The 16,836-nt window shown below is 63.4% G+C and carries 21 protein-coding genes; 12 read left to right on the top strand and 9 right to left on the bottom strand.

Annotated elements, in window-relative coordinates; all coding sequences use genetic code 11:
* The first annotated feature begins 37 nt into the window (after positions 1–37).
* Entirely contained in the window at positions 38–286 is a 249-nt protein-coding gene (locus tag ACEK02_RS17135) for a hypothetical protein (RefSeq protein WP_371422783.1), read from the top strand.
* Here the strand turns inward: ACEK02_RS17135 and ACEK02_RS17130 are convergent.
* Positions 275–724, bottom strand: coding sequence for a winged helix-turn-helix transcriptional regulator (locus ACEK02_RS17130; protein WP_371422796.1), 450 nt, complete (start codon positions 722–724; stop codon positions 275–277). The genes ACEK02_RS17135 and ACEK02_RS17130 overlap by 12 nt on opposite strands.
* A gap of 123 nt (positions 725–847) precedes the next feature.
* Between ACEK02_RS17130 and ACEK02_RS17125 the strand changes: the two genes are divergently transcribed.
* Positions 848–1,621 carry an SDR family oxidoreductase gene (locus tag ACEK02_RS17125; RefSeq protein ID WP_371422782.1) on the top strand — a complete coding sequence of 258 codons (774 nt, stop codon included), beginning with the start codon at positions 848–850 and terminating at the stop codon, positions 1,619–1,621.
* 164 nt (positions 1,622–1,785) lie between these two features.
* On the opposite strand, the gene ACEK02_RS17120 is transcribed toward ACEK02_RS17125, so the two are convergent.
* Positions 1,786–2,394: an FMN-dependent NADH-azoreductase gene (locus ACEK02_RS17120; protein WP_371422781.1), complete on the bottom strand. Its 609-nt coding sequence runs from the start codon at positions 2,392–2,394 to the stop codon at positions 1,786–1,788.
* A gap of 97 nt (positions 2,395–2,491) precedes the next feature.
* Here ACEK02_RS17120 and ACEK02_RS17115 point away from each other — a divergent pair, with 97 nt between their 5' ends.
* Entirely contained in the window at positions 2,492–2,878 is a 387-nt protein-coding gene (locus ACEK02_RS17115; protein WP_371422780.1) for a winged helix-turn-helix transcriptional regulator, read from the top strand.
* 4 nt (positions 2,879–2,882) lie between these two features.
* Here the strand turns inward: ACEK02_RS17115 and dprA are convergent, their stop codons facing one another.
* Positions 2,883–4,001: a DNA-processing protein DprA gene (gene dprA, locus ACEK02_RS17110; RefSeq protein WP_371422779.1), complete on the bottom strand. Its 1,119-nt coding sequence runs from the start codon at positions 3,999–4,001 to the stop codon at positions 2,883–2,885.
* A gap of 126 nt (positions 4,002–4,127) precedes the next feature.
* Here dprA and ACEK02_RS17105 point away from each other — a divergent pair, with 126 nt between their 5' ends.
* The gene (locus ACEK02_RS17105; RefSeq protein WP_371422778.1) at positions 4,128–4,574 is read left to right on the top strand and encodes a hypothetical protein; all 447 of its coding nucleotides are present in this window, start codon (positions 4,128–4,130) and stop codon (positions 4,572–4,574) included.
* A 6-nt stretch (positions 4,575–4,580) separates the two neighbouring features.
* On the opposite strand, the gene plsY is transcribed toward ACEK02_RS17105, so the two are convergent.
* Genes plsY through ACEK02_RS17090 form a run of 3 tightly spaced genes read right to left on the bottom strand, consistent with a single transcriptional unit; the run spans position 4,581 to position 7,487 of the window.
* Positions 4,581–5,168, bottom strand: coding sequence for a glycerol-3-phosphate 1-O-acyltransferase PlsY (gene plsY, locus ACEK02_RS17100; protein WP_371422777.1), 588 nt, complete (start codon positions 5,166–5,168; stop codon positions 4,581–4,583).
* A gap of 59 nt (positions 5,169–5,227) precedes the next feature.
* Positions 5,228–6,529: a dihydroorotase gene (locus ACEK02_RS17095; protein ID WP_371422776.1), complete on the bottom strand. Its 1,302-nt coding sequence runs from the start codon at positions 6,527–6,529 to the stop codon at positions 5,228–5,230.
* 4 nt (positions 6,530–6,533) lie between these two features.
* The gene (locus tag ACEK02_RS17090; RefSeq protein ID WP_371422775.1) at positions 6,534–7,487 is read right to left on the bottom strand and encodes an aspartate carbamoyltransferase catalytic subunit; all 954 of its coding nucleotides are present in this window, start codon (positions 7,485–7,487) and stop codon (positions 6,534–6,536) included.
* Positions 7,488–7,633: 146 nt separating this feature from the next.
* Between ACEK02_RS17090 and ACEK02_RS17085 the strand changes: the two genes are divergently transcribed.
* From ACEK02_RS17085 to ACEK02_RS17075, 3 genes are all read left to right on the top strand, one after another.
* On the top strand, positions 7,634–8,398 hold the full coding sequence (locus ACEK02_RS17085; RefSeq protein ID WP_371422774.1) for a M15 family metallopeptidase: 765 nt from the start codon (positions 7,634–7,636) through the stop codon (positions 8,396–8,398).
* Between the two features lie 186 nt (positions 8,399–8,584).
* Positions 8,585–10,231, top strand: coding sequence for an isovaleryl-CoA dehydrogenase (locus tag ACEK02_RS17080; protein ID WP_371422773.1), 1,647 nt, complete (start codon positions 8,585–8,587; stop codon positions 10,229–10,231).
* Entirely contained in the window at positions 10,228–11,022 is a 795-nt protein-coding gene (locus tag ACEK02_RS17075) for a lysostaphin resistance A-like protein (protein ID WP_371422772.1), read from the top strand. Before ACEK02_RS17080 ends, ACEK02_RS17075 begins: the two co-directional genes overlap by 4 nt.
* Positions 11,023–11,083: 61 nt before the next feature.
* Here ACEK02_RS17075 and ACEK02_RS17070 read toward each other — a convergent pair whose 3' ends face one another.
* The 3 genes from ACEK02_RS17070 to ACEK02_RS17060 are packed head-to-tail and all read right to left on the bottom strand — an operon-like array spanning position 11,084 to position 13,109.
* The gene (locus tag ACEK02_RS17070) at positions 11,084–12,010 is read right to left on the bottom strand and encodes an AEC family transporter (RefSeq protein WP_371422771.1); all 927 of its coding nucleotides are present in this window, start codon (positions 12,008–12,010) and stop codon (positions 11,084–11,086) included.
* A 2-nt stretch (positions 12,011–12,012) separates the two neighbouring features.
* Positions 12,013–12,504 (bottom strand): Holliday junction resolvase RuvX, encoded by a 492-nt coding sequence (gene ruvX, locus ACEK02_RS17065; protein WP_371422770.1) that lies wholly within the window; start codon positions 12,502–12,504, stop codon positions 12,013–12,015.
* A gap of 47 nt (positions 12,505–12,551) precedes the next feature.
* Positions 12,552–13,109 (bottom strand): GNAT family N-acetyltransferase, encoded by a 558-nt coding sequence (locus ACEK02_RS17060; RefSeq protein WP_371422769.1) that lies wholly within the window; start codon positions 13,107–13,109, stop codon positions 12,552–12,554.
* Positions 13,110–13,190: 81 nt separating this feature from the next.
* On the opposite strand from ACEK02_RS17060, the gene ACEK02_RS17055 reads away from it, so the two are divergent.
* The 5 genes from ACEK02_RS17055 (at position 13,191) to gatA (ending at position 16,750) form a co-directional block, all read left to right on the top strand.
* A complete protein-coding gene (locus ACEK02_RS17055) occupies positions 13,191–13,415 on the top strand; it encodes a hypothetical protein (RefSeq protein WP_371422768.1) in 225 nt (74 codons plus the stop codon).
* Positions 13,416–13,562: 147 nt separating this feature from the next.
* A complete protein-coding gene (locus ACEK02_RS17050) occupies positions 13,563–14,639 on the top strand; it encodes an NAD(P)H-dependent flavin oxidoreductase (protein WP_371422767.1) in 1,077 nt (358 codons plus the stop codon).
* 90 nt (positions 14,640–14,729) lie between these two features.
* The gene (gatC, locus tag ACEK02_RS17045) at positions 14,730–15,017 is read left to right on the top strand and encodes an Asp-tRNA(Asn)/Glu-tRNA(Gln) amidotransferase subunit GatC (protein WP_093761362.1); all 288 of its coding nucleotides are present in this window, start codon (positions 14,730–14,732) and stop codon (positions 15,015–15,017) included.
* A gap of 20 nt (positions 15,018–15,037) precedes the next feature.
* Complete coding sequence (locus ACEK02_RS17040) at positions 15,038–15,271, top strand: hypothetical protein (RefSeq protein WP_371422766.1); 234 nt, start codon at positions 15,038–15,040, stop codon at positions 15,269–15,271.
* On the top strand, positions 15,272–16,750 hold the full coding sequence (gene gatA / locus ACEK02_RS17035; RefSeq protein ID WP_371422765.1) for an Asp-tRNA(Asn)/Glu-tRNA(Gln) amidotransferase subunit GatA: 1,479 nt from the start codon (positions 15,272–15,274) through the stop codon (positions 16,748–16,750). It begins immediately after the preceding gene.
* Positions 16,751–16,836: the final 86 nt, after the last annotated feature.

The following is a 16,836-nucleotide window of genomic DNA, read 5'->3' as shown; positions in this document are numbered from 1 at the left end:
TAAAATGCAACCAATAACGGTATGATTTGATGCTTCGTTGCCGCTGATTTTGCCCGGAATGCCGGGCCGGGGAATACCCATGACATCGCCACTTCCGGATGATCCAGCGCAGGGCGATGGCGGACCGGAGGAAGCGGCACTTTATATAAAGGGTGCGGTTCGCGACCTGTCGCTCATGGCACGTTGCCATCGCCATGACATGCTCGCTTACCTGCTCGACATGGCGCATTTGGAAACCGAGGAGATTTTGCGGCCGGGGCGCCTTTGCAAGCCGTCAAGCCGTTGATGGCTCGATCCGGGTGTCGCCATAGCCGAGCAGCGAGCCGTCGGCTGCGTGCAGCTCCAACTTCTTGATCTTCTTGCCGTTCTTGCGATCCACCATGATCGTCGTGGGCTCGCCGGGCAGGAAGGAGAATTCCTCACCCCACTGGCGCAGTGCCACCATGATCGGATGCACGGCCTCGCCTTTCGGGGTCAGCACATAGTCCAGATAGGCGCTGCCGTCGGCCGCCGGCTCCAGCTTTAGGATGCCGTCCTCGACCAGCGCCTTCAGGCGTGCGGCGAGAATGTTCTTCGCCAAGCCCAGGCTTTTCTGGAACTCGCCGAAGCGCCGTGCACCCAGCATGGCGTCGCGGATGATCATCATTGTCCAGCAGTCGCCGATCACCTCCATGGATCGTGCGACCGGGCAGGTCGAATCTTTCAGACTGGTTCGTTTGGCCATGCGACTTTCCGGGGCGGAAAAGAAATCCAGTGATCGGGGGACGTGTGGTTGCATTATGAAACCATCCACTCTAAATGTCCACGTGGTTTTAAAAAGCAACCACTTGATCATCAGGAGATCATCATGCGTTTGGCTAACAAGACGGCTCTCATCACGGGCGGCAATAGCGGTATCGGATTGACCACGGCCAAGCTGTTCGTGGCAGAAGGCGCCAAGGTTGCCATCACCGGCCGGGACAAGGCCAAGCTCGATGCCGCGGTGGCCGAACTCGGCGCGAATGCCATCGGCATCGTGGCCGACGCGACCGATATTGCAGCGACCGAGAAGGCGGTGGCTGAAGCCGTGGCGAAGTTCGGCAAGCTCGACATCGTGTTCGCGAATGCAGGCATCAGCGCGCACACGCCGGTGGGTGGCACCGCGCTCGATGTGTTCGAATCCGTGCTGAAAACCAACATCACCGCGGTGTTCTTCACCGTGCAGGCCGCGGTTGCACATCTCAACGATGGCGCGTCGATCATTCTCAACGGCTCGGTGATCTCGGTGCTGGGCAATCCCGGCTACGCCGCCTATGCCGCGAGCAAGGCTGGCGTGCGCGCCATGGCCCGCGTGATGGCGTCCGAGCTGTCGCCGCGCAATATCCGCGTCAATGTCGTATCGCCCGGCGGCACATCGACACCGATCTGGGATCGCTCTGCGCCGACGCCGGAAGCAAGAGCAGCACTTGAAAAGCGCATCTCGATGACCATTCCGCTCGGGCGTTTCGGCAAGCCGGAAGAAGTTGCGAAGACCGTGCTGTTTCTCGCGTCGGATGATGCATCGAACATCCAGGGCGCTGAGATTTTCGTCGATGGTGGCGTGACGTCGTCGCCCGCTGGCGCACCGGCCTATCGTAGCTAGTGAGAGCACACCGTCATCCCGGGGACCGGCGGTCCGCGTAAGCGGACGGCGGGAGCCCGGGATCTCCATTGGTTGAAACTCACTTCGGGATTCCCAGCCACTCCAGTTGGAGTGGCTGGGGTTCGCGTGCGCGGAGATGCGGCCGCGTCCCGGAATGACAGTTGTTACGCCGCGCGTAGATCCGTCGCCGCCTGCAGGGCATCGGCGATTGCTTTCTCACGATGCTCCGGCCCGGCACCGATGCCGTCGGCGGCGATGATTTCGATATCGGTCACGCCGATGAAGCCGAACACGCTGCGCAGATAGGTTTCGACGTGTTCGTAGACGGCGGCGGGTTTGCCGGCACTGTAGAAATTGCCACGCGATACCGCGATGATCACCCGCTTGCCACCGGCCAGGCCCTGGACGCCGTCAGGGCCATATTTGAAGGTCTTGCCGGCCACCGCGATGCGGTCGATCCATGATTTGAGCTGGGTCGGGATCGAGAAATTGTACATCGGTGCGCCGATCACAACGACATCGGCGGCCAGGAACTCCTCCAGCACAGCATTGCCCTCGGCAACCTCAGCCTGGATCGCAGCATCGGCCGGGGCCCCTTGCGCCGCGGCAAGATGGGAACCGGACAGATGGCTCAACGGCGCAGCCGCGAGATCGCGGTAGATAATGTTCAGGCCGGGGCTGGTCTTGCCCAGCCGGTTGACGATGGCCGCCGTCACCTGACGGCTGACGGAGTTCGGGCCAAGCACGCTGGAATCGAGATGAAGGAGTTTCATATGGTCGCCTCATGGTATAAGTTTGTAACTGACGCTACATGAGTGACTGTCCGAAACTGCGCAAGAAGGCACAATTTTGAAACCCGAGCACAAAAAGGTGCCTGCTTTGCCGCCCGTTCCGCCGGGGCACAACGCCAACGACTGCCGCGGCGTCGCGTCGGTGCTGGCGCGGGTCGGCGACAAATGGAGTGTGCTGGTGATCATGCTGCTCGGCGATGGCCCGCGGCGTTTCAACGAGTTGAAGCGCATGATTGGCGGCATCTCGCAGCGGATGCTGACCCTGACACTACGCGGGCTCGAACGCGACGGGCTGGTGACGCGCACGGTGTTTCCGACGGTGCCGCCGCGCGTGGACTACGAACTCACACATCTCGGCCACGGGCTGAGCGATCCCGTGATGAAGCTTGGCGCATGGGCCAAGGATCATCTCTCCGACATCGACACGGCGCGGAAAGACTTCGACGGGCGCAATTCGGAGGACTGAGTCCTCAGATCATCGACACCAAGCCTCCGCCATGACGCTCCAGCCGTCCGGCAAGCTCGAGCTCCAGCAGCACGATACGCACCGTGGAGGCCGACGTGCCGGCGAGGCGGATGAGATCGTCGATGCCGACCGGGCTCGGGCCGAGCAGAGCGACGACGCGCGCGCGGTCGCTGTGATCCGGTTCGTCGAACGACGAGATGTCATCAGGTTCACGGCTCGGCAATTCGATCGGCCGCTCCATGATCGGCGCAACGGCATTGATCACGTCGGTCGCTTCGGTCACCAGCGCGGCGCCTTGCTTGATGAGGTCGTTGGTGCCGGCAGCGCGGGGATCGAGCGGCGAGCCCGGCACGGCGAACACTTCGCGCCCCTGTTCGGCGGCCATCCGTGCGGTGATCAGCGAGCCCGAGCGATGCGCCGCTTCGATGACCACGACGCCGAGGGCTGCCCCGGAGATCAGGCGGTTGCGGCGGGGAAAGTCGCGTGCGCGGGGAACATGGCCGAGCGGCATCTCCGAAATCGCGCCGCCGTTGTCCAGCAGGGCGAACAGCAGGTCCTCGTGTTCCGGCGGATAGATTTTGTCATGACCGCCGGCGAGCACAGCGACCGTGCCGCTGGTCGCACTGGCGCGATGCGCGGCCTGATCGATACCGCGTGCGAGGCCCGACACGATCACGAAGCCGGCGTCGCCGAGGTCGCGTGCCAGTCTCTCCGCGAATTTCAGTCCCGCACCGGACGCATTGCGAGAACCGACGATGGCGATCATCGGCCGCATCAGCGCATCTGCTTTGCCGCGGATGCCGAGCAAAGGCGGTGCGTCGTCGATACCCGCCAGACGCAGCAGATAGCCGGGCTCACCAGGCGCAACGAGCATGATGCCCATCTTGCGGCCGAGGTCGATTTCACGCTGCGCTTCGTCCGCGCTGCAGATCCGGCCGGCGCGGGCCGCGCCGCCGCGGCGTGCCAGATCGGGCAATCGTTCCAGCGCAACGCTGGCGCTGCCGAAGTGATTGATCAGCGACCGGAACGTGCGCGGCCCTACATTGTCGCTGCGGATCAGCCGCAGCCAGTCGAGTCGCTGGGCGTCGCTGAGGTGTGTATTGCCCTGTGAGATGTTGTCCAAAGCCATGCCCCCCGGAGGAAAGCATCCATCAACTTAAGGATGTATTCAATTGACATTCTCGCCTGAGGTGCGAGAGTAGGGGCGAGCCCGAATGGCTTGTGTTCAGTGATGGCAATGCTTTGGGACGTGAACAACTTTCAGCGGATCGGGGCGTCCAGCAACGCCGCCGTCGGGCGTGAGTTCGAAGAGGCGGCACAGATTTTCTTTCACTCCGAAGGCGTGCAGCTGGCGCGCAATTTCGTCGTCCCCGTCGGCCATCGGCTGCAGAAGAACAAGCGCTTCGATCTCGGCAGTGACAGTCCGCGCATACTGGTGGAGTGCAAGTCCTATACCTGGACCGTGTCGGGCGGTACGCCGAGGGCCAAGATCAGGGGCATGAACGAAGCCATGCTGCTCTTCAGCGCCGCGCCGCGGGACTATCGGAAAATATTGTTCGTGCTCAAACACCTTCACCCGCATTCGAAGGTGAGTCTGATCTCGCACTACATCAAGAACAACGGCTACCTGATCAGCCGCGGTGTCGAGATCTGGGAGTTCGATCTCGACGCGAAGCAGGGCGCGCGGGTGTTCTGATGGCGACTACTTCTGCCCGATCTTGCCTTCGGTGCCGTTCAGCAGCCGCTTGATGTTCTCACGATGCATGAACCACAGCAGCAGCGTCAGCACGGTGGCCAGCACGGCGAGCTGCGGGGCCTTGGCCCACCACAGGAAGATTGGCGTGATGGCACTGGCGGTCAGGGCCGAGAATGACGAGTAGCGCGAGGAGAAGGCGCAGGCGAGCCAGGCGAGGCAGAACACCACGGCGGCCGGCCAGTACAGGCCGAACATGATGCCGATATAGACGGCGACGCCCTTGCCGCCCTTGAAGCCGAGCCAGACCGGGAAGAGATGGCCCAGGAAAGCGAAGAGGCCCGCGATCATGGCCGGGACGGGACCGCCGACGCTGCCTGCGATGATGACCGCGACCGTGCCCTTGAGGGCGTCAAGCAGCAGCGTGGCCGCAGCAAGGCCCTTGCGGCCGGTGCGCAGCACGTTGGTGGCTCCAATATTGCCGGAGCCGATGGTGCGGATGTCCTGCGTGCCGGCGAGCCTGGTCAGCACCAACCCGAACGGGACCGAGCCAAGGAAATAGCCGAGCGCGGCAGCAAATAGGTAGAGAACAATCATCGGACCTCTGCTCTGAGACGCGCTCCGCGCTTTCGGTGCTTTAAGACACGCTTATCGCGTCAGACGTGCTCGTAAACGGTACGCCCGCCGACGATGGTGCGCGCGACCCGGCCTGTGAAACGGGCCTCGTCGAACGGTGTATTCTTGCATTGCGACTTCAGGTCTGCGGGATCCAGCACCCATGGCACGTCGGCGTCAATAACAATGATATCCGCGACGGCGCCCGGACGCAGCGTGCCGCAGGGCAGGCCGAGCAGTTCGGCCGGGCGTGTCGACATCGCACGGATCAACTGGGTGAAAGTGAGCTCGCCATTGTGGATCAGCCGCAATCCCGCCGACAGCATCGTTTCGAGGCCGATGGCGCCCGGCGCGGCTTCGGCAAATGGCAGGCGCTTGGTTTCGACATCCTGCGGGTTGTGATCGGACATGATGACGTCGATCAGCCCGGAGGCAACGGCCGCCACCAGCGCCCGGCGGTCTTCCTCGACACGCAGCGGCGGCGACAGCTTGAGATATGACCGATAGGGCCCGATGTCGTTCTCGTTCAGCGTCAGGTGATTGATCGAGGCTGAGGCGCTCACACGAAGCCCGGCATCGCGCGCCCGCTTGAGGACCTCGATGGATTCGGCGCAAGTCAATGATGCGGCGTGATAGCGACCGCCCGTGAGAGCCACCAGACGCATGTCGCGTTCCAGCATCATGGCTTCGGCCGCCGTGGGAATGCCCATCAGGCCGAGCCGCGAGGCGCGCTCGCCTTCATTCATCACGCCTTCGCCGACGAGATCGGGGTCTTCCGTGTGATGCACGATCAGAACGTCGAAGTCGCGGGCGTAAGTGAGGGCGCGGCGCATCAGCTGCGCATTGGTGATGCTCTTGTCGGCATCGGTGAAGGCGACGGCGCCCGCGGCTTTCAACAGGCCAAGCTCTGTCATCTCCTTGCCCTGGAGACCCTTGGTGAGTGCGGCCATCGGGTGGATGTTGACGATCGCGGTGTCGCGGGCACGGCGCAGCACGAAATCGACGGTGGCGGAATTGTCGATGGTCGGCGAGGTATCCGGCTGGCAGATGATGGTTGTGATGCCGCCGGCTGCGGCGGCGCGGCTTGCGGATGCGAAGGTCTCGCGATGGCTGGCGCCGGGTTCGCCGACGAAAGCGCGCATGTCGACGAGGCCGGGGGCCACGACCTTGCCGGCGCAATTGATGATGTCGGTGCCTTCGGGCACCCCGGCCGCGCCGATGCCACGGCGGGCATCGCGGATTACGCCGTCGGCGATCAAGACGTCACCGACGCCGTCGAGATCGGTGGATGGATCGATCAGGTGCGCATTGGCAAGCAGGATGGGGCGGCGGTCTGTCAGCATGGCGTCACGCGTTCGGGAGGTTGCGCGCGAGCGCTTCGAGCACGGCCATGCGGACCGCAACACCCATCTCGACCTGTTCACGGATCAGGGATTGCGCGCCGTCCGCGACAATGGAGTCGATCTCGACACCGCGATTCATCGGGCCGGGATGCATCACCAGCGCGTCGGGCTTGGCGTAAGCGAGCTTCTTCTGGTCGAGGCCGAAATACTGGAAGTATTCGGCTGACGACGGCACGAAGGAGCCGTTCATGCGCTCGCGCTGCAGCCGCAGCATCATCACGATGTCGGCGCCGTTGAGGCCCTCGCGCATGTCGCGCGCGACCTCGACGCCCATGCGCTCGATGCCCGGCGGCAGCAGCGTGGAGGGTCCAACCACGCGCACCCGTGCGCCCATGGTGTTGAGCAGCAGGATGTTGGACCGCGCGACACGCGAATGTAGCACGTCGCCGCAGATGGCGATGGTGAGGCCTTCGAGCCGGCCCTTGTTTCTGCGAATGGTCAGCGCGTCGAGGAGGGCCTGTGTCGGATGTTCATGGGCGCCGTCGCCGGCATTGATGACGGAGCCGTCGACCTTGCGCGCCAGCAGTTCGACCGCGCCGGAGGCGTGATGGCGCATCACGAGAATGTCCGGATGCATCGCGTTCAGCGTCATCGCGGTGTCGATCAGCGTCTCGCCCTTTTTGATCGAGGACGATGACACCGACATGTTCATGACGTCGGCACCGAGCCGCTTGCCGGCCAGTTCGAACGACGACTGGGTGCGCGTCGAATTCTCGAAAAACAGATTGATCTGGGTGCGACCGCGCAGCGAGGAGCGCTTCTTGTCGACCTGGCGGTTCAGCTCGACATATTCCTCGGACAGGTCGAGGAGGCCGGTGATGTCCGCGGCGGAAAGGCCCTCGATGCCCAGCAAATGCCGGTGTCCGAGGACGAAAGAGGATTTCGTGGCTTGGGTCATTAAAACGAAAGCTATAGGCAGAGTTGAAAAGCGGGGCAAGCGCGATTCGCCCGCTTTTCGGTTATCCCCCGGTCAGTCCGGTGGCAGGGTAAAGATGACCGGTACAAATCGCCGTAAAGTCGTCCGTTTGGATCGCGAGCCCGCTGATGAGACATTTTCCAGATCGGCTGTTGGCGGTGATCTCGGCGGGGCTCTTGCTGGCATCGGGCGCCCTGCCTGCGCGGGCGCAAAACCTGCCTGACGATTTCGTGTTCCTGCGGGATATCGATCCCTCGATCCGGCAGGACATCCGCTATGCCGGCGTCAACAATTTCGTCGGCCGCAAACTGAACGGCTATGACAGCGCGGAATGTGTGGTGAAACGCCCGGTCGGCCTCGCTCTGCAGAAGGTGCAGCGCGAACTGATGGCGCAGAACCTGTCGCTGAAAATGCTGGATTGCTATCGCCCGGCGCGGGCGTCGCGTGACATGGTGGCATGGGCACGCGATGGCAACGAGACGCCGGCGCAGAAGCGCTATAATCCCTCCTTCAGCAAGGCGGATCTGTTCAGGCTCGGCTATATCGCCGAGCGCTCCGGCCATTCCACCGGCGCGGCGCTCGATCTGACGCTGGTCGACCTGCGTGCGCCTGCGTCGCCGGCATTCGATCCCAACAGGGCCTATGCAAGCTGCATTGCGCCGGAAGCGCAGCGCGCGCCCGAGGGCGGCGTCGACATGGGCACGGGTTACGATTGTTCCGATGCCAAGGCGCATACCGGATCGCGTGCGATTTCACCCGCGCAGCGGCGCTGGCGCGATCTCCTGATGGCGGCGATGGGAAGGCAGCGCTTCGTGAATTACGCCAAGGAATGGTGGCACTTCTCGCTGCCGGGTATCGGCACCAAGGCGTATGATTTTCCGATCCGGAGATAAAAGCCCGCAGCCGTAGGATGGGTAGAGCGAAGCGAAACCCATCATTCCGTCCTTGCGGAAAAATCGCCCGATGGGTGGCCCTCCGGCGCTTACGCACCTGCGCTCTACCCATCCTGCGGTGCCTCGTATTGAGGCAAAATCCGGCGTAAAATGATTCGCAATATCGCCTTCAGCCGGAACTGATTCATGACCGACGCCACCTCTGCCATTCATGCGGTGCTCAACCAGTCGCCACCATTCGAGGACGTCAATCTGTTCGAGCTGGACCGGCCGCTCGTGGAAGCGATTGCGATGAATGAGGGCTCGTTCGCCTATGTGGACCATGCCAAATTCGGTCAGCTCTGGGGATCCGCCGAGATGGCGCAGCGCGCGCGGCTGGCCAACGAGAATACGCCGAAGCTGCGGACGTTCGATGCGCGCGGCAACCGGCGTGATGAGGTCGAGTTTCATCCGGCCTATCACGAGCTGATGGCGCAGAGCATTGCAGCGGGAATTCACAATTCGACATGGACGCGTGACGGCAAGTCCGCGCGCGGCGCGTCCGAAGTGGCGCGCGCCGCAAAATTCTTCATGGCCGCGCAGGTCGAGACCGGACATCTGTGCCCGATCACCATGACACGCGCCGCCGTCGGCGCGCTGGCGATGCAGCCGGATGTGCTGGCGCAGGTGATGCCTGTGATTGCCAGCCGCGATTACGATCCGAGCTTTGCGCCATGGTCGGCCAAGCGCGGCATGACGCTGGGCATGGGCATGACCGAGCGGCAGGGCGGCACGGATGTGCGGACCAACATGACGCGCGCGGTGCGCGACGGCGATGCGTATCGGATCAGCGGCCACAAATGGTTCATGTCGGCACCAATGTGCGACGCGTTTCTGGTACTCGCGCAAGCCGATGATGGCCTCAGTTGTTTCTTCATGCCGCGGTTCCGGCCCGACGGCTCGCTCAACGCGCTGAACTTCCAGCGCCTGAAGGACAAGCTCGGCAATCGCTCCAACGCCTCGTCGGAAGTGGAGTTCAACGATGCCTATGCGCTCCGCGTCGGCGACGAGGGCAAGGGCATCCGCACCATCATCCAGATGGTGCAATTGACGCGGCAGGATTGCGCCACGGCGTCCGCCGGATTGATGCGCTCGGGTCTCGCTCATGCGCTGCATCACGCCAGGCATCGCAGCGTGTTCCAGAAACATCTTGCCGATCAGCCGATGATGCAAAGCGTGCTCGCAGACATGGCGCTGCATGTGGAAGCATCCACGGCGCTGGTGATGCGGCTGTGCCGCGCGTTCGATGTGGCACCGGAGGATTCGTCCGAGGCGGCCTATATGCGTTTCCTGACGCCGGTGGTGAAGTACTGGGTCTGCAAATCGGCGCCGGGCTTCCTTTACGAGGCCATGGAATGCATGGGCGGCAATGGCTATGTCGAGGAGGGCATTCTGGCACGGCATTATCGCGAGGCGCCGGTCAATGCGATCTGGGAAGGCTCCGGCAATGTGATGTGCCTCGATGTGCTTCGGGCGCTGTCGCGCGAAGGGGACGCTTCGACCGCGGTGCTGCAGGATCTGATGCTGGAGACGCGCGGACTGCCCGGCGCGGCTGACACTGCGGCCTTCATCATCCGTACCTTGCTGCGGCCCGACAGCGAACGGGTTGCGCGGCAGGCGGTGGAATCGCTGGCGTTGCTGGCGGCCTGCGCCGCGCTGAACATGGTGCATCCGCCCCATGCCGAACTGTTTGCGCGGACACGCCTCGATGGTGCGCGTGGTGCGATCTACGGGACCGCTGAATTGACCGAAGCTCAGGGCCGGGGACTGCTCGAACGGGCGTTGCCGCAGTGAGTGCGCTGGAGACATCGATCGCTCCCGTTGTCCCCTCGGATCTGCCGCCCGCGACGAAGCCGCCGCGGGTCTGGAAATTCTGGGGTACGAGCCTCTGGGGCCTGTTCGCCTTTGCAGCGATGTTCGTCGGTCAGCTGACCGTCGTCGCCTATTACCTCTTGATCAAGGATGCGCCGCTCGATGCGACGCTGCTGATCAGGGCCATGAGCAGCGGTACGACCATCGCCGCGTCCGTTCTCATGGGGCTTCCGGCCGTGTGTCTGGCGCTGTGGCTGGCGACGCGCATAGCGCGGCAATCCTTTGCTGACTATCTGGGACTGCGCGGCACCTCCTGGAAAAACTACGTCATCGGCACAGTGGCGCTGATCGCGCTGGTCGGCGCCTGGGAGCTGGTCGCAAAAGGCATGGGGCGCGATTCTGCGCCGACTTTCATGCTGGAAGTGCTGAAGTCGGCCCGTGCCGACGGCGCGCTGTGGCTGCTCGTCATCGCATTCTGCGTCGGCGCGCCGATGACCGAAGAGTTCTTTGCGCGTGGCTTCCTCTATCGCGGCTGGTCGGAATCGTTCTTGCGGCCATTTGGCGCCATCGTGGCGTCATCGCTGGTCTGGACGGCGATGCACCTGCAATATGACTGGTTCTTCTTCGTCGAGATTTTCACCATCGGCCTGCTGTTCGGCTATATGCGCTATCGCAGCCACTCGACATGGCTGACGATCTATCTGCATGGCCTCAACAATCTGGCGGCGACTGTTCAGACGCTGCTCATCGCGAACGGTGTGATATCGCCCTAGAACATGATCCCGAAAAGTGGGCACCGGTTTTCGGGCAAGATCATGCTCAAAAAAGAAAAACCTATTCCGCCAGCGCAATGAAGACGGGCATGGTCAGGACCGCCAGCATGGTCTGGATGGTGAGGATCTGCGCCAGCAGAGGTGCATCGCCGCCCATCTGCCGCGCCAGAATGTAGCCGTTCGAGGCCGACGGCACCGCGGCGCAGCAGGTGACCACCGCGAGGTTTGTGCCGGACAGGCCGAAGGCGATGCCGAGGCCCATGGCAATCAGCGGCATCACGGCGAGCTTCAGAACGACCGTGAGTGCTGCAGCCATGCCAGGTCTGTGCAGGCCTTCGAGCTGAAGACCGGCGCCGACGATCAACAGACCCATCGCCAGCGAACAGCGCCCAAGCGCATCGAGGAATTCGTGGGCGGGCTTGGGAACCGGCAATCCGGCCAGGTTGATCGCGAGGCCGATCACGCAGGCCCAGATCAGCGGGTTCTTGGCGATGGTCAGCAGCAGCGCTGGCCACGACAGGCGCTGCGGCGAGGCGTAATGCGCCAGCACCCAGACCGCCAGAATATTCAGCAGCGGGATCATCGCGACCATGCCGACGGAGGCCAGCGTGATACCGCGGTCTCCCCACAGATTGCCGGCAACCGATAGCGCCACGAAGGTCTGCCAGCGCGTCGCGCCCTGAAACAGCGAGGTAAAGGCGGGGCCGTCGAGCCCGATGGCCCGCGCCAGCAGCGGGCGTAGCGCCAGACACAGTGCAGACATCAGGATGACGGAGAGCAACAAGGCACCGCCGACACCTGCGATCGGCACCGAGGACAGATTGGCGCGCGCCAGCGTGTCGATGAGCAAAGCGGGGAACAGGACGTAGTAGACCAGCTGTTCCAGCCCGATCCACTCGATGTTCTGTTTCAACAGCAGGCGCCGCAACGCGTAGCCGAGCACGATGAGTAGGAAGACCGGAACGAGGGCACCGAATACCGTGAGCATTGTCAGCGAATATCCGGCGTGCGCAGCAATGCGGCGAGGCGGTCGAGCGCGCCCTGAAGAATGAAGATCGCGGCATGCTCATCGATGACCTTGGCGCGTTTGGCGCGGCTGACATCGTTGGCGATCAGTTCGCGCTCGACCGCCGATGTGGACAGACGTTCGTCCCAGAAGGCGATCGGCAGTTCGGTCAGTTTCGAGAAGTTGCGGGCGAAGGCGCGTGTCGATTGTGCGCGCGGGCCTTCGCTGCCGTCCATATTGATGGGCAGGCCCAGCACGAAGCCGCAGATATTTCGCTCAGCGGCAAGCTTGAGCAGGCGCGCGGCATCGGCCTTGAAGGCAGTTCGCTCGACGGTCTCAATGCCGGTGGCGAGACGGCGATCGGGATCGGACACCGCGACACCAATGGTCTTGGTGCCGAGATCGAGACCGATCAGCGCGCCACGGGCGGGCAGATGTGCGGCGGCTTCAACAAGGGGAAGGATGACTGCGGGCATGGTCCCGCATAACACGCGGAGCCATTAGATCAAACGCTGCGCCGCAACTATTGGGGCGGACGGCGGCTGCGCCATTCCTCAGCGGTCATTTCCCAGATTTCCGAGGGCCATCGGCCCGAGACGTAATCGCGATCCTCGGTGGCGATCACGCGCATGCCGGCGGCTTCGGAAATGCGGCGCGACGCGTTGTTGGCAATGGCCTTGATGACGCGCAGGACGGGGCGCTCCAGCGTATCGAACCAGAAATCGGTCACGGCAATGCTGGCCTCGGTCATCAGCCCTTGACCGTGCCAGACGGGATCGAGCCAGAAGCCGCGGTTGTCGTCGCTGCTGTCCCTGACATTGATCATGCCGATCAGTTGTTCCGGCGCCGTTTTCGGGCGGATCGACCAGTGCCATTCGGTACCGCGCGCCATGCCTGGCAGCACGACGTCGCGCAGGAAGGTGAAAGCCCCGTCGGTCGGGTAGGGCCACGGCACACGGCTGGCCAGAAAGCGCACCACCTCGATCTGCGGGAAAAGTCGCTGCACGGCATCGGCATCGGCTAGTTCGAGCCGGCGCAGGATCAAGCGCGGCGTCGTCAGATCGGGGATGGTAGCGGTCATGCGTCGCGTTTCACCTCGGGAGCAATCTGCGACAATGTGATATCGCCTTCGCCTCCTTGCCCGCAAGTTACGAGCCCGATTATGGATCACCTCAGCCTGTTCGGATTGTTTGCAGTCAGCGCCATGCTGGTTTGTTACGCGCTGGAAGCGCGCAGCCATTGGTTCACGCTGGCCTTTTCCGGCGCCTGCGGGCTCGGATCGCTCTACGGCTTCCTGCAGGGCGCCTGGCCGTTCGGGCTGGTGGAGGCGATCTGGGCCGGCGTGGCGCTGCGCAAGTGGATGCTCATCCCCCGCGCAACCGCATAGCTCGCACGGGTGCGGCCGTGGTAGCCTCGGCATGGCCCGGCAATGATGCGCGTGCCACTTCCTCAAATTGTCTCAAGATCGTCGCTGCTTTGCCGCTGGATTCAGCGGCTTTGCCGTACGATTGTCGCAAGAAACCGGAGATCCCCCATGTGGCCCGACCGCCGACTGATCGACCTTTTCGGCACCGAGTTTCCCATCGTGCAGGCGCCAATGGCCGGCGTGCAGGATGCCGACATCATGATCGGCGCCGCCGAGGGCGGCGCGCTGGCCTCGTTGCCGTGCGCAATGATCTCGCCGGAAAAAGCCCGCGAGCAGATCAACATCGTGCGGCAGCGCGTCTCCGCGCCGGTCAACATGAATTACTTCTGCCACACGGCGGTGGACGCCGATCCTGCACGCGAGGCCAACTGGCGCAAGCGGCTGTCGTCCTATTACACCGAATTCGGGCTCGATCCGAATGCAGACATTAATGCAGCCAATCGTGCGCCGTTCGATGAGGCGATGTGCGCGCTGGTGGAAGAGCTCAAGCCGGAAGTGGTCAGTTTTCATTTCGGGCTGCCGGATGCGGCGCTCCTGAAGCGCGTCAAGGCGGCCGGCTGTCGGGTCATCGCCTCGGCGACCATCGTCAAGGAAGCGCTGTGGCTCGAGGAGCGCGGCGTCGATGCGGTCATCGCGCAGGGCGCGGAAGCCGGCGGTCATCGCGGCATGTTCCTGACCGAGGATATCGCCACGCAGCCCGGCCTGTTTGCGCTGCTGCCGCAGGTGGTGGATGCGGTGAAGGTGCCGGTGATTGCGGCGGGCGGCATCGCCGATGGGCGGGGCATCGCGGCAGCCTTTGCGCTCGGCGCCGCGGGTGTGCAGATCGGCACCGCCTATCTGCGGACGCCGGAATCGAAGGTGAGCGGGCCGGGTCGTGCGGCTCTCGCCGGGGCGTCGGATGCCTCCACCGTCATCACCAATGTCATGACCGGCCGCCCGGCCCGGGGCGTCATCAACCGGGCGATGCGCGAGGTCGGGCCGGTATCGCCCGATGCGCCGGCTTTCCCGCATGCGGCGACCGCGCTGGGGCCGCTGAAAGCCGCCGCCGAGAAGCTCGGCCGGACCGATTTTACCAATCTCTGGGCCGGACAGTCGGTCGGAATGGGCAGCGAACGGCCTGCGGCAGAGCTGACGCGGTCGCTGGCGGCGGCCGCATTGGCCCGGATGGCCGAATTGCGGGGTTAGAACGCTGAAAAGGCGGAGGTGTCCGCCGGTTGCGGCGCGAAACCTCCGTCTGCTATACGGCGGACTGAATTTTGCCCTGAGGCTTCTTATATGTCCGTCGATGCTGCCACCGTTCGCCGTATCGCGCATCTCGCGCGGATCGCGGTCACTGATGCCGAGGTTCCCCATCTGCAGGGCGAGCTGAACGCGATGCTGGCCTTTGTCGAGCAGTTGCAGGAAGTGAATGTCGACGGCGTCGAGCCGATGACCTCGGTGATGCCGATGGAGATGAAGAAGCGCGCCGACGTGGTCAATGACGGCGAGATCGTCGACGCGGTGACGGCCAATGCACCTGAGTCCGAGGATCACTTCTTCCTGGTGCCGAAAGTCGTCGAATAGATTCGAGACGGGATCACGCCATGTGCCTGCTTTGCGACGATGAAAAGTCCTATCAACTCTATATGGATTACCTCGACGAGATGGAACGTCAGGGGAAGGTCAAGGACGTCGACGCGGCCATGGATACCATTCTCGACAAGGTTCAGGCTGCACAGGAAGCCGAGGACAAACTCCGTCGCGCCTCCTTCAAGAACGACGCGCCTGAAAACGACAAGACGCTCTCTCCCTTCTTTTGCAGCCCGGTCAATAAATAGATGACAGATCTGACGTCGCTGACACTCGCCGAGGCGCGTGACGGCCTTGCGACCAAATCCTTCACGTCAGTTGAACTGACCGACGCGCATCTTGCGGCGATGGAAGCCGCGCGCGTGTTGAACGCCTATGTGCTGGAGACGCCGGAGCAGGCGCGCGCCATGGCGCAGGCCGCGGACGCGAAACTCGCCAAGGGTGAGGGTGGCTGGCTCGGTGGCGTGCCGCTGGGCATCAAGGATCTGTTCGCGACCAAGGATGTGCGCACCACTGCGTGCTCGAAGATCCTTGGTAATTTCGTGCCGCCTTATGAGTCCACCGTGACCGCGCAGCTGTGGCGCGATGGCGCCGTCATGCTTGGCAAGCTTAATAACGACGAATTCGCGATGGGATCGGCGAACGAGACCTCGTTCTTCGGTCCGGTGATCAATCCGTGGCGGCGCGACGGCTCCGACGTCAATCTCGTGCCGGGCGGCTCGTCGGGCGGTTCGGCAGCGGCGGTCGCTGCAGGTCTCTGTCTTGGCGCCACCGCGACCGACACCGGCGGCTCGATCCGCCAGCCCGCGGCATTCGCGGGCATCGTCGGCATGAAGCCGACCTATGGCCGCTGCTCGCGCTGGGGCACCGTCGCTTTCGCGTCCTCGCTCGATCAGGCCGGTCCGATCGCGCGCACCGTGCGCGATACCGCGATCCTGATGCGCTCGATGGCCGGCTACGATCCGAAAGATTCCACCTCGGTTGATCGTGAGGTTCCGGATTACGAGGCGGCGATCGGCAAGTCCGTGAAGGGCATGAAGATCGGCATCCCCAAGGAATATCGCATCGAGGGCATGCCGGCCGAGATCGAGAAGCTTTGGTCGGAGGGCGCTGCACAGCTCAAGGCGGCGGGCGCCGAGCTCGTCGATGTGTCGCTACCGCACACCAAATACGCGCTGCCGGCCTATTACATCGTGGCGCCTGCCGAGGCTTCGTCGAATCTCGCGCGTTACGACGGCGTACGTTACGGCCTGCGCGTGCCGGGCCGCAGCATTAACGACATGTATGAGAATACCCGCGCTGAAGGTTTTGGCGCGGAAGTGCGGCGCCGCGTGATGATCGGAACTTACGTTCTCTCCGCCGGCTATTACGATGCCTATTATCTGCGCGCGCAGAAGGTGCGGACGCTCATCAAGCGCGACTTCGAGGAGTGTTTTGCCAAGGGCATCCACGCAATCCTGACGCCGGCGACGCCGTCGGCGGCATTCGGCATCGGCGAGAAGGGCGGCGCCGATCCGATCGAGATGTATCTCAACGACATCTTCACGGTGACGGTGAACATGGCGGGTTTGCCGGGCATCGCGGTTCCCGCCGGCAAGGACGCGCAGGGATTGCCGCTCGGACTGCAACTGATCGGGCGTCCGTTCGACGAGGAGACGCTGTTCTCGCTCGGCGAAACCATCGAGCAGGCCTCGGGGCGTTTCACGCCGCCCAAATGGTGGGCCTGACATGATCGTCCGCGTGAAGTGTTGCGCGTTTGACATTGCGTTTTGCGGTGCGCTTGGTCATGGTTTGTCCATGAGCATGGACCGTG

This window comes from Tardiphaga sp. (genome assembly GCF_041424195.1).
Lineage (GTDB): Bacteria > Pseudomonadota > Alphaproteobacteria > Rhizobiales > Xanthobacteraceae > Tardiphaga.
This window is presented reverse-complemented; position numbering and strand designations above follow the sequence as displayed.

What these genes read in the sequence shown, in the direction of transcription:
- ACEK02_RS17130 (WP_371422796.1), bottom strand. Translation starts at nt 724, where the DNA reads ATGGCCAAACGAACCAGTCTGAAAGATTCGACCTGCCCGGTCGCACGA.
- ACEK02_RS17125 (WP_371422782.1), top strand. Translation starts at nt 848, where the DNA reads ATGCGTTTGGCTAACAAGACGGCTCTCATCACGGGCGGCAATAGCGGT.
- ACEK02_RS17120 (WP_371422781.1), bottom strand. Translation starts at nt 2,394, where the DNA reads ATGAAACTCCTTCATCTCGATTCCAGCGTGCTTGGCCCGAACTCCGTC.
- plsY (WP_371422777.1), bottom strand. Translation starts at nt 5,168, where the DNA reads ATGATTGTTCTCTACCTATTTGCTGCCGCGCTCGGCTATTTCCTTGGC.
- ACEK02_RS17095 (WP_371422776.1), bottom strand. Translation starts at nt 6,529, where the DNA reads ATGCTGACAGACCGCCGCCCCATCCTGCTTGCCAATGCGCACCTGATC.
- ACEK02_RS17090 (WP_371422775.1), bottom strand. Translation starts at nt 7,487, where the DNA reads ATGACCCAAGCCACGAAATCCTCTTTCGTCCTCGGACACCGGCATTTG.
- ACEK02_RS17085 (WP_371422774.1), top strand. Translation starts at nt 7,634, where the DNA reads ATGAGACATTTTCCAGATCGGCTGTTGGCGGTGATCTCGGCGGGGCTC.
- ACEK02_RS17080 (WP_371422773.1), top strand. Translation starts at nt 8,585, where the DNA reads ATGACCGACGCCACCTCTGCCATTCATGCGGTGCTCAACCAGTCGCCA.
- ACEK02_RS17070 (WP_371422771.1), bottom strand. Translation starts at nt 12,010, where the DNA reads ATGCTCACGGTATTCGGTGCCCTCGTTCCGGTCTTCCTACTCATCGTG.
- ruvX (WP_371422770.1), bottom strand. Translation starts at nt 12,504, where the DNA reads ATGCCCGCAGTCATCCTTCCCCTTGTTGAAGCCGCCGCACATCTGCCC.
- ACEK02_RS17060 (WP_371422769.1), bottom strand. Translation starts at nt 13,109, where the DNA reads ATGACCGCTACCATCCCCGATCTGACGACGCCGCGCTTGATCCTGCGC.
- ACEK02_RS17055 (WP_371422768.1), top strand. Translation starts at nt 13,191, where the DNA reads ATGGATCACCTCAGCCTGTTCGGATTGTTTGCAGTCAGCGCCATGCTG.
- ACEK02_RS17050 (WP_371422767.1), top strand. Translation starts at nt 13,563, where the DNA reads ATGTGGCCCGACCGCCGACTGATCGACCTTTTCGGCACCGAGTTTCCC.
- gatC (WP_093761362.1), top strand. Translation starts at nt 14,730, where the DNA reads ATGTCCGTCGATGCTGCCACCGTTCGCCGTATCGCGCATCTCGCGCGG.
- ACEK02_RS17040 (WP_371422766.1), top strand. Translation starts at nt 15,038, where the DNA reads ATGTGCCTGCTTTGCGACGATGAAAAGTCCTATCAACTCTATATGGAT.
- gatA (WP_371422765.1), top strand. Translation starts at nt 15,272, where the DNA reads ATGACAGATCTGACGTCGCTGACACTCGCCGAGGCGCGTGACGGCCTT.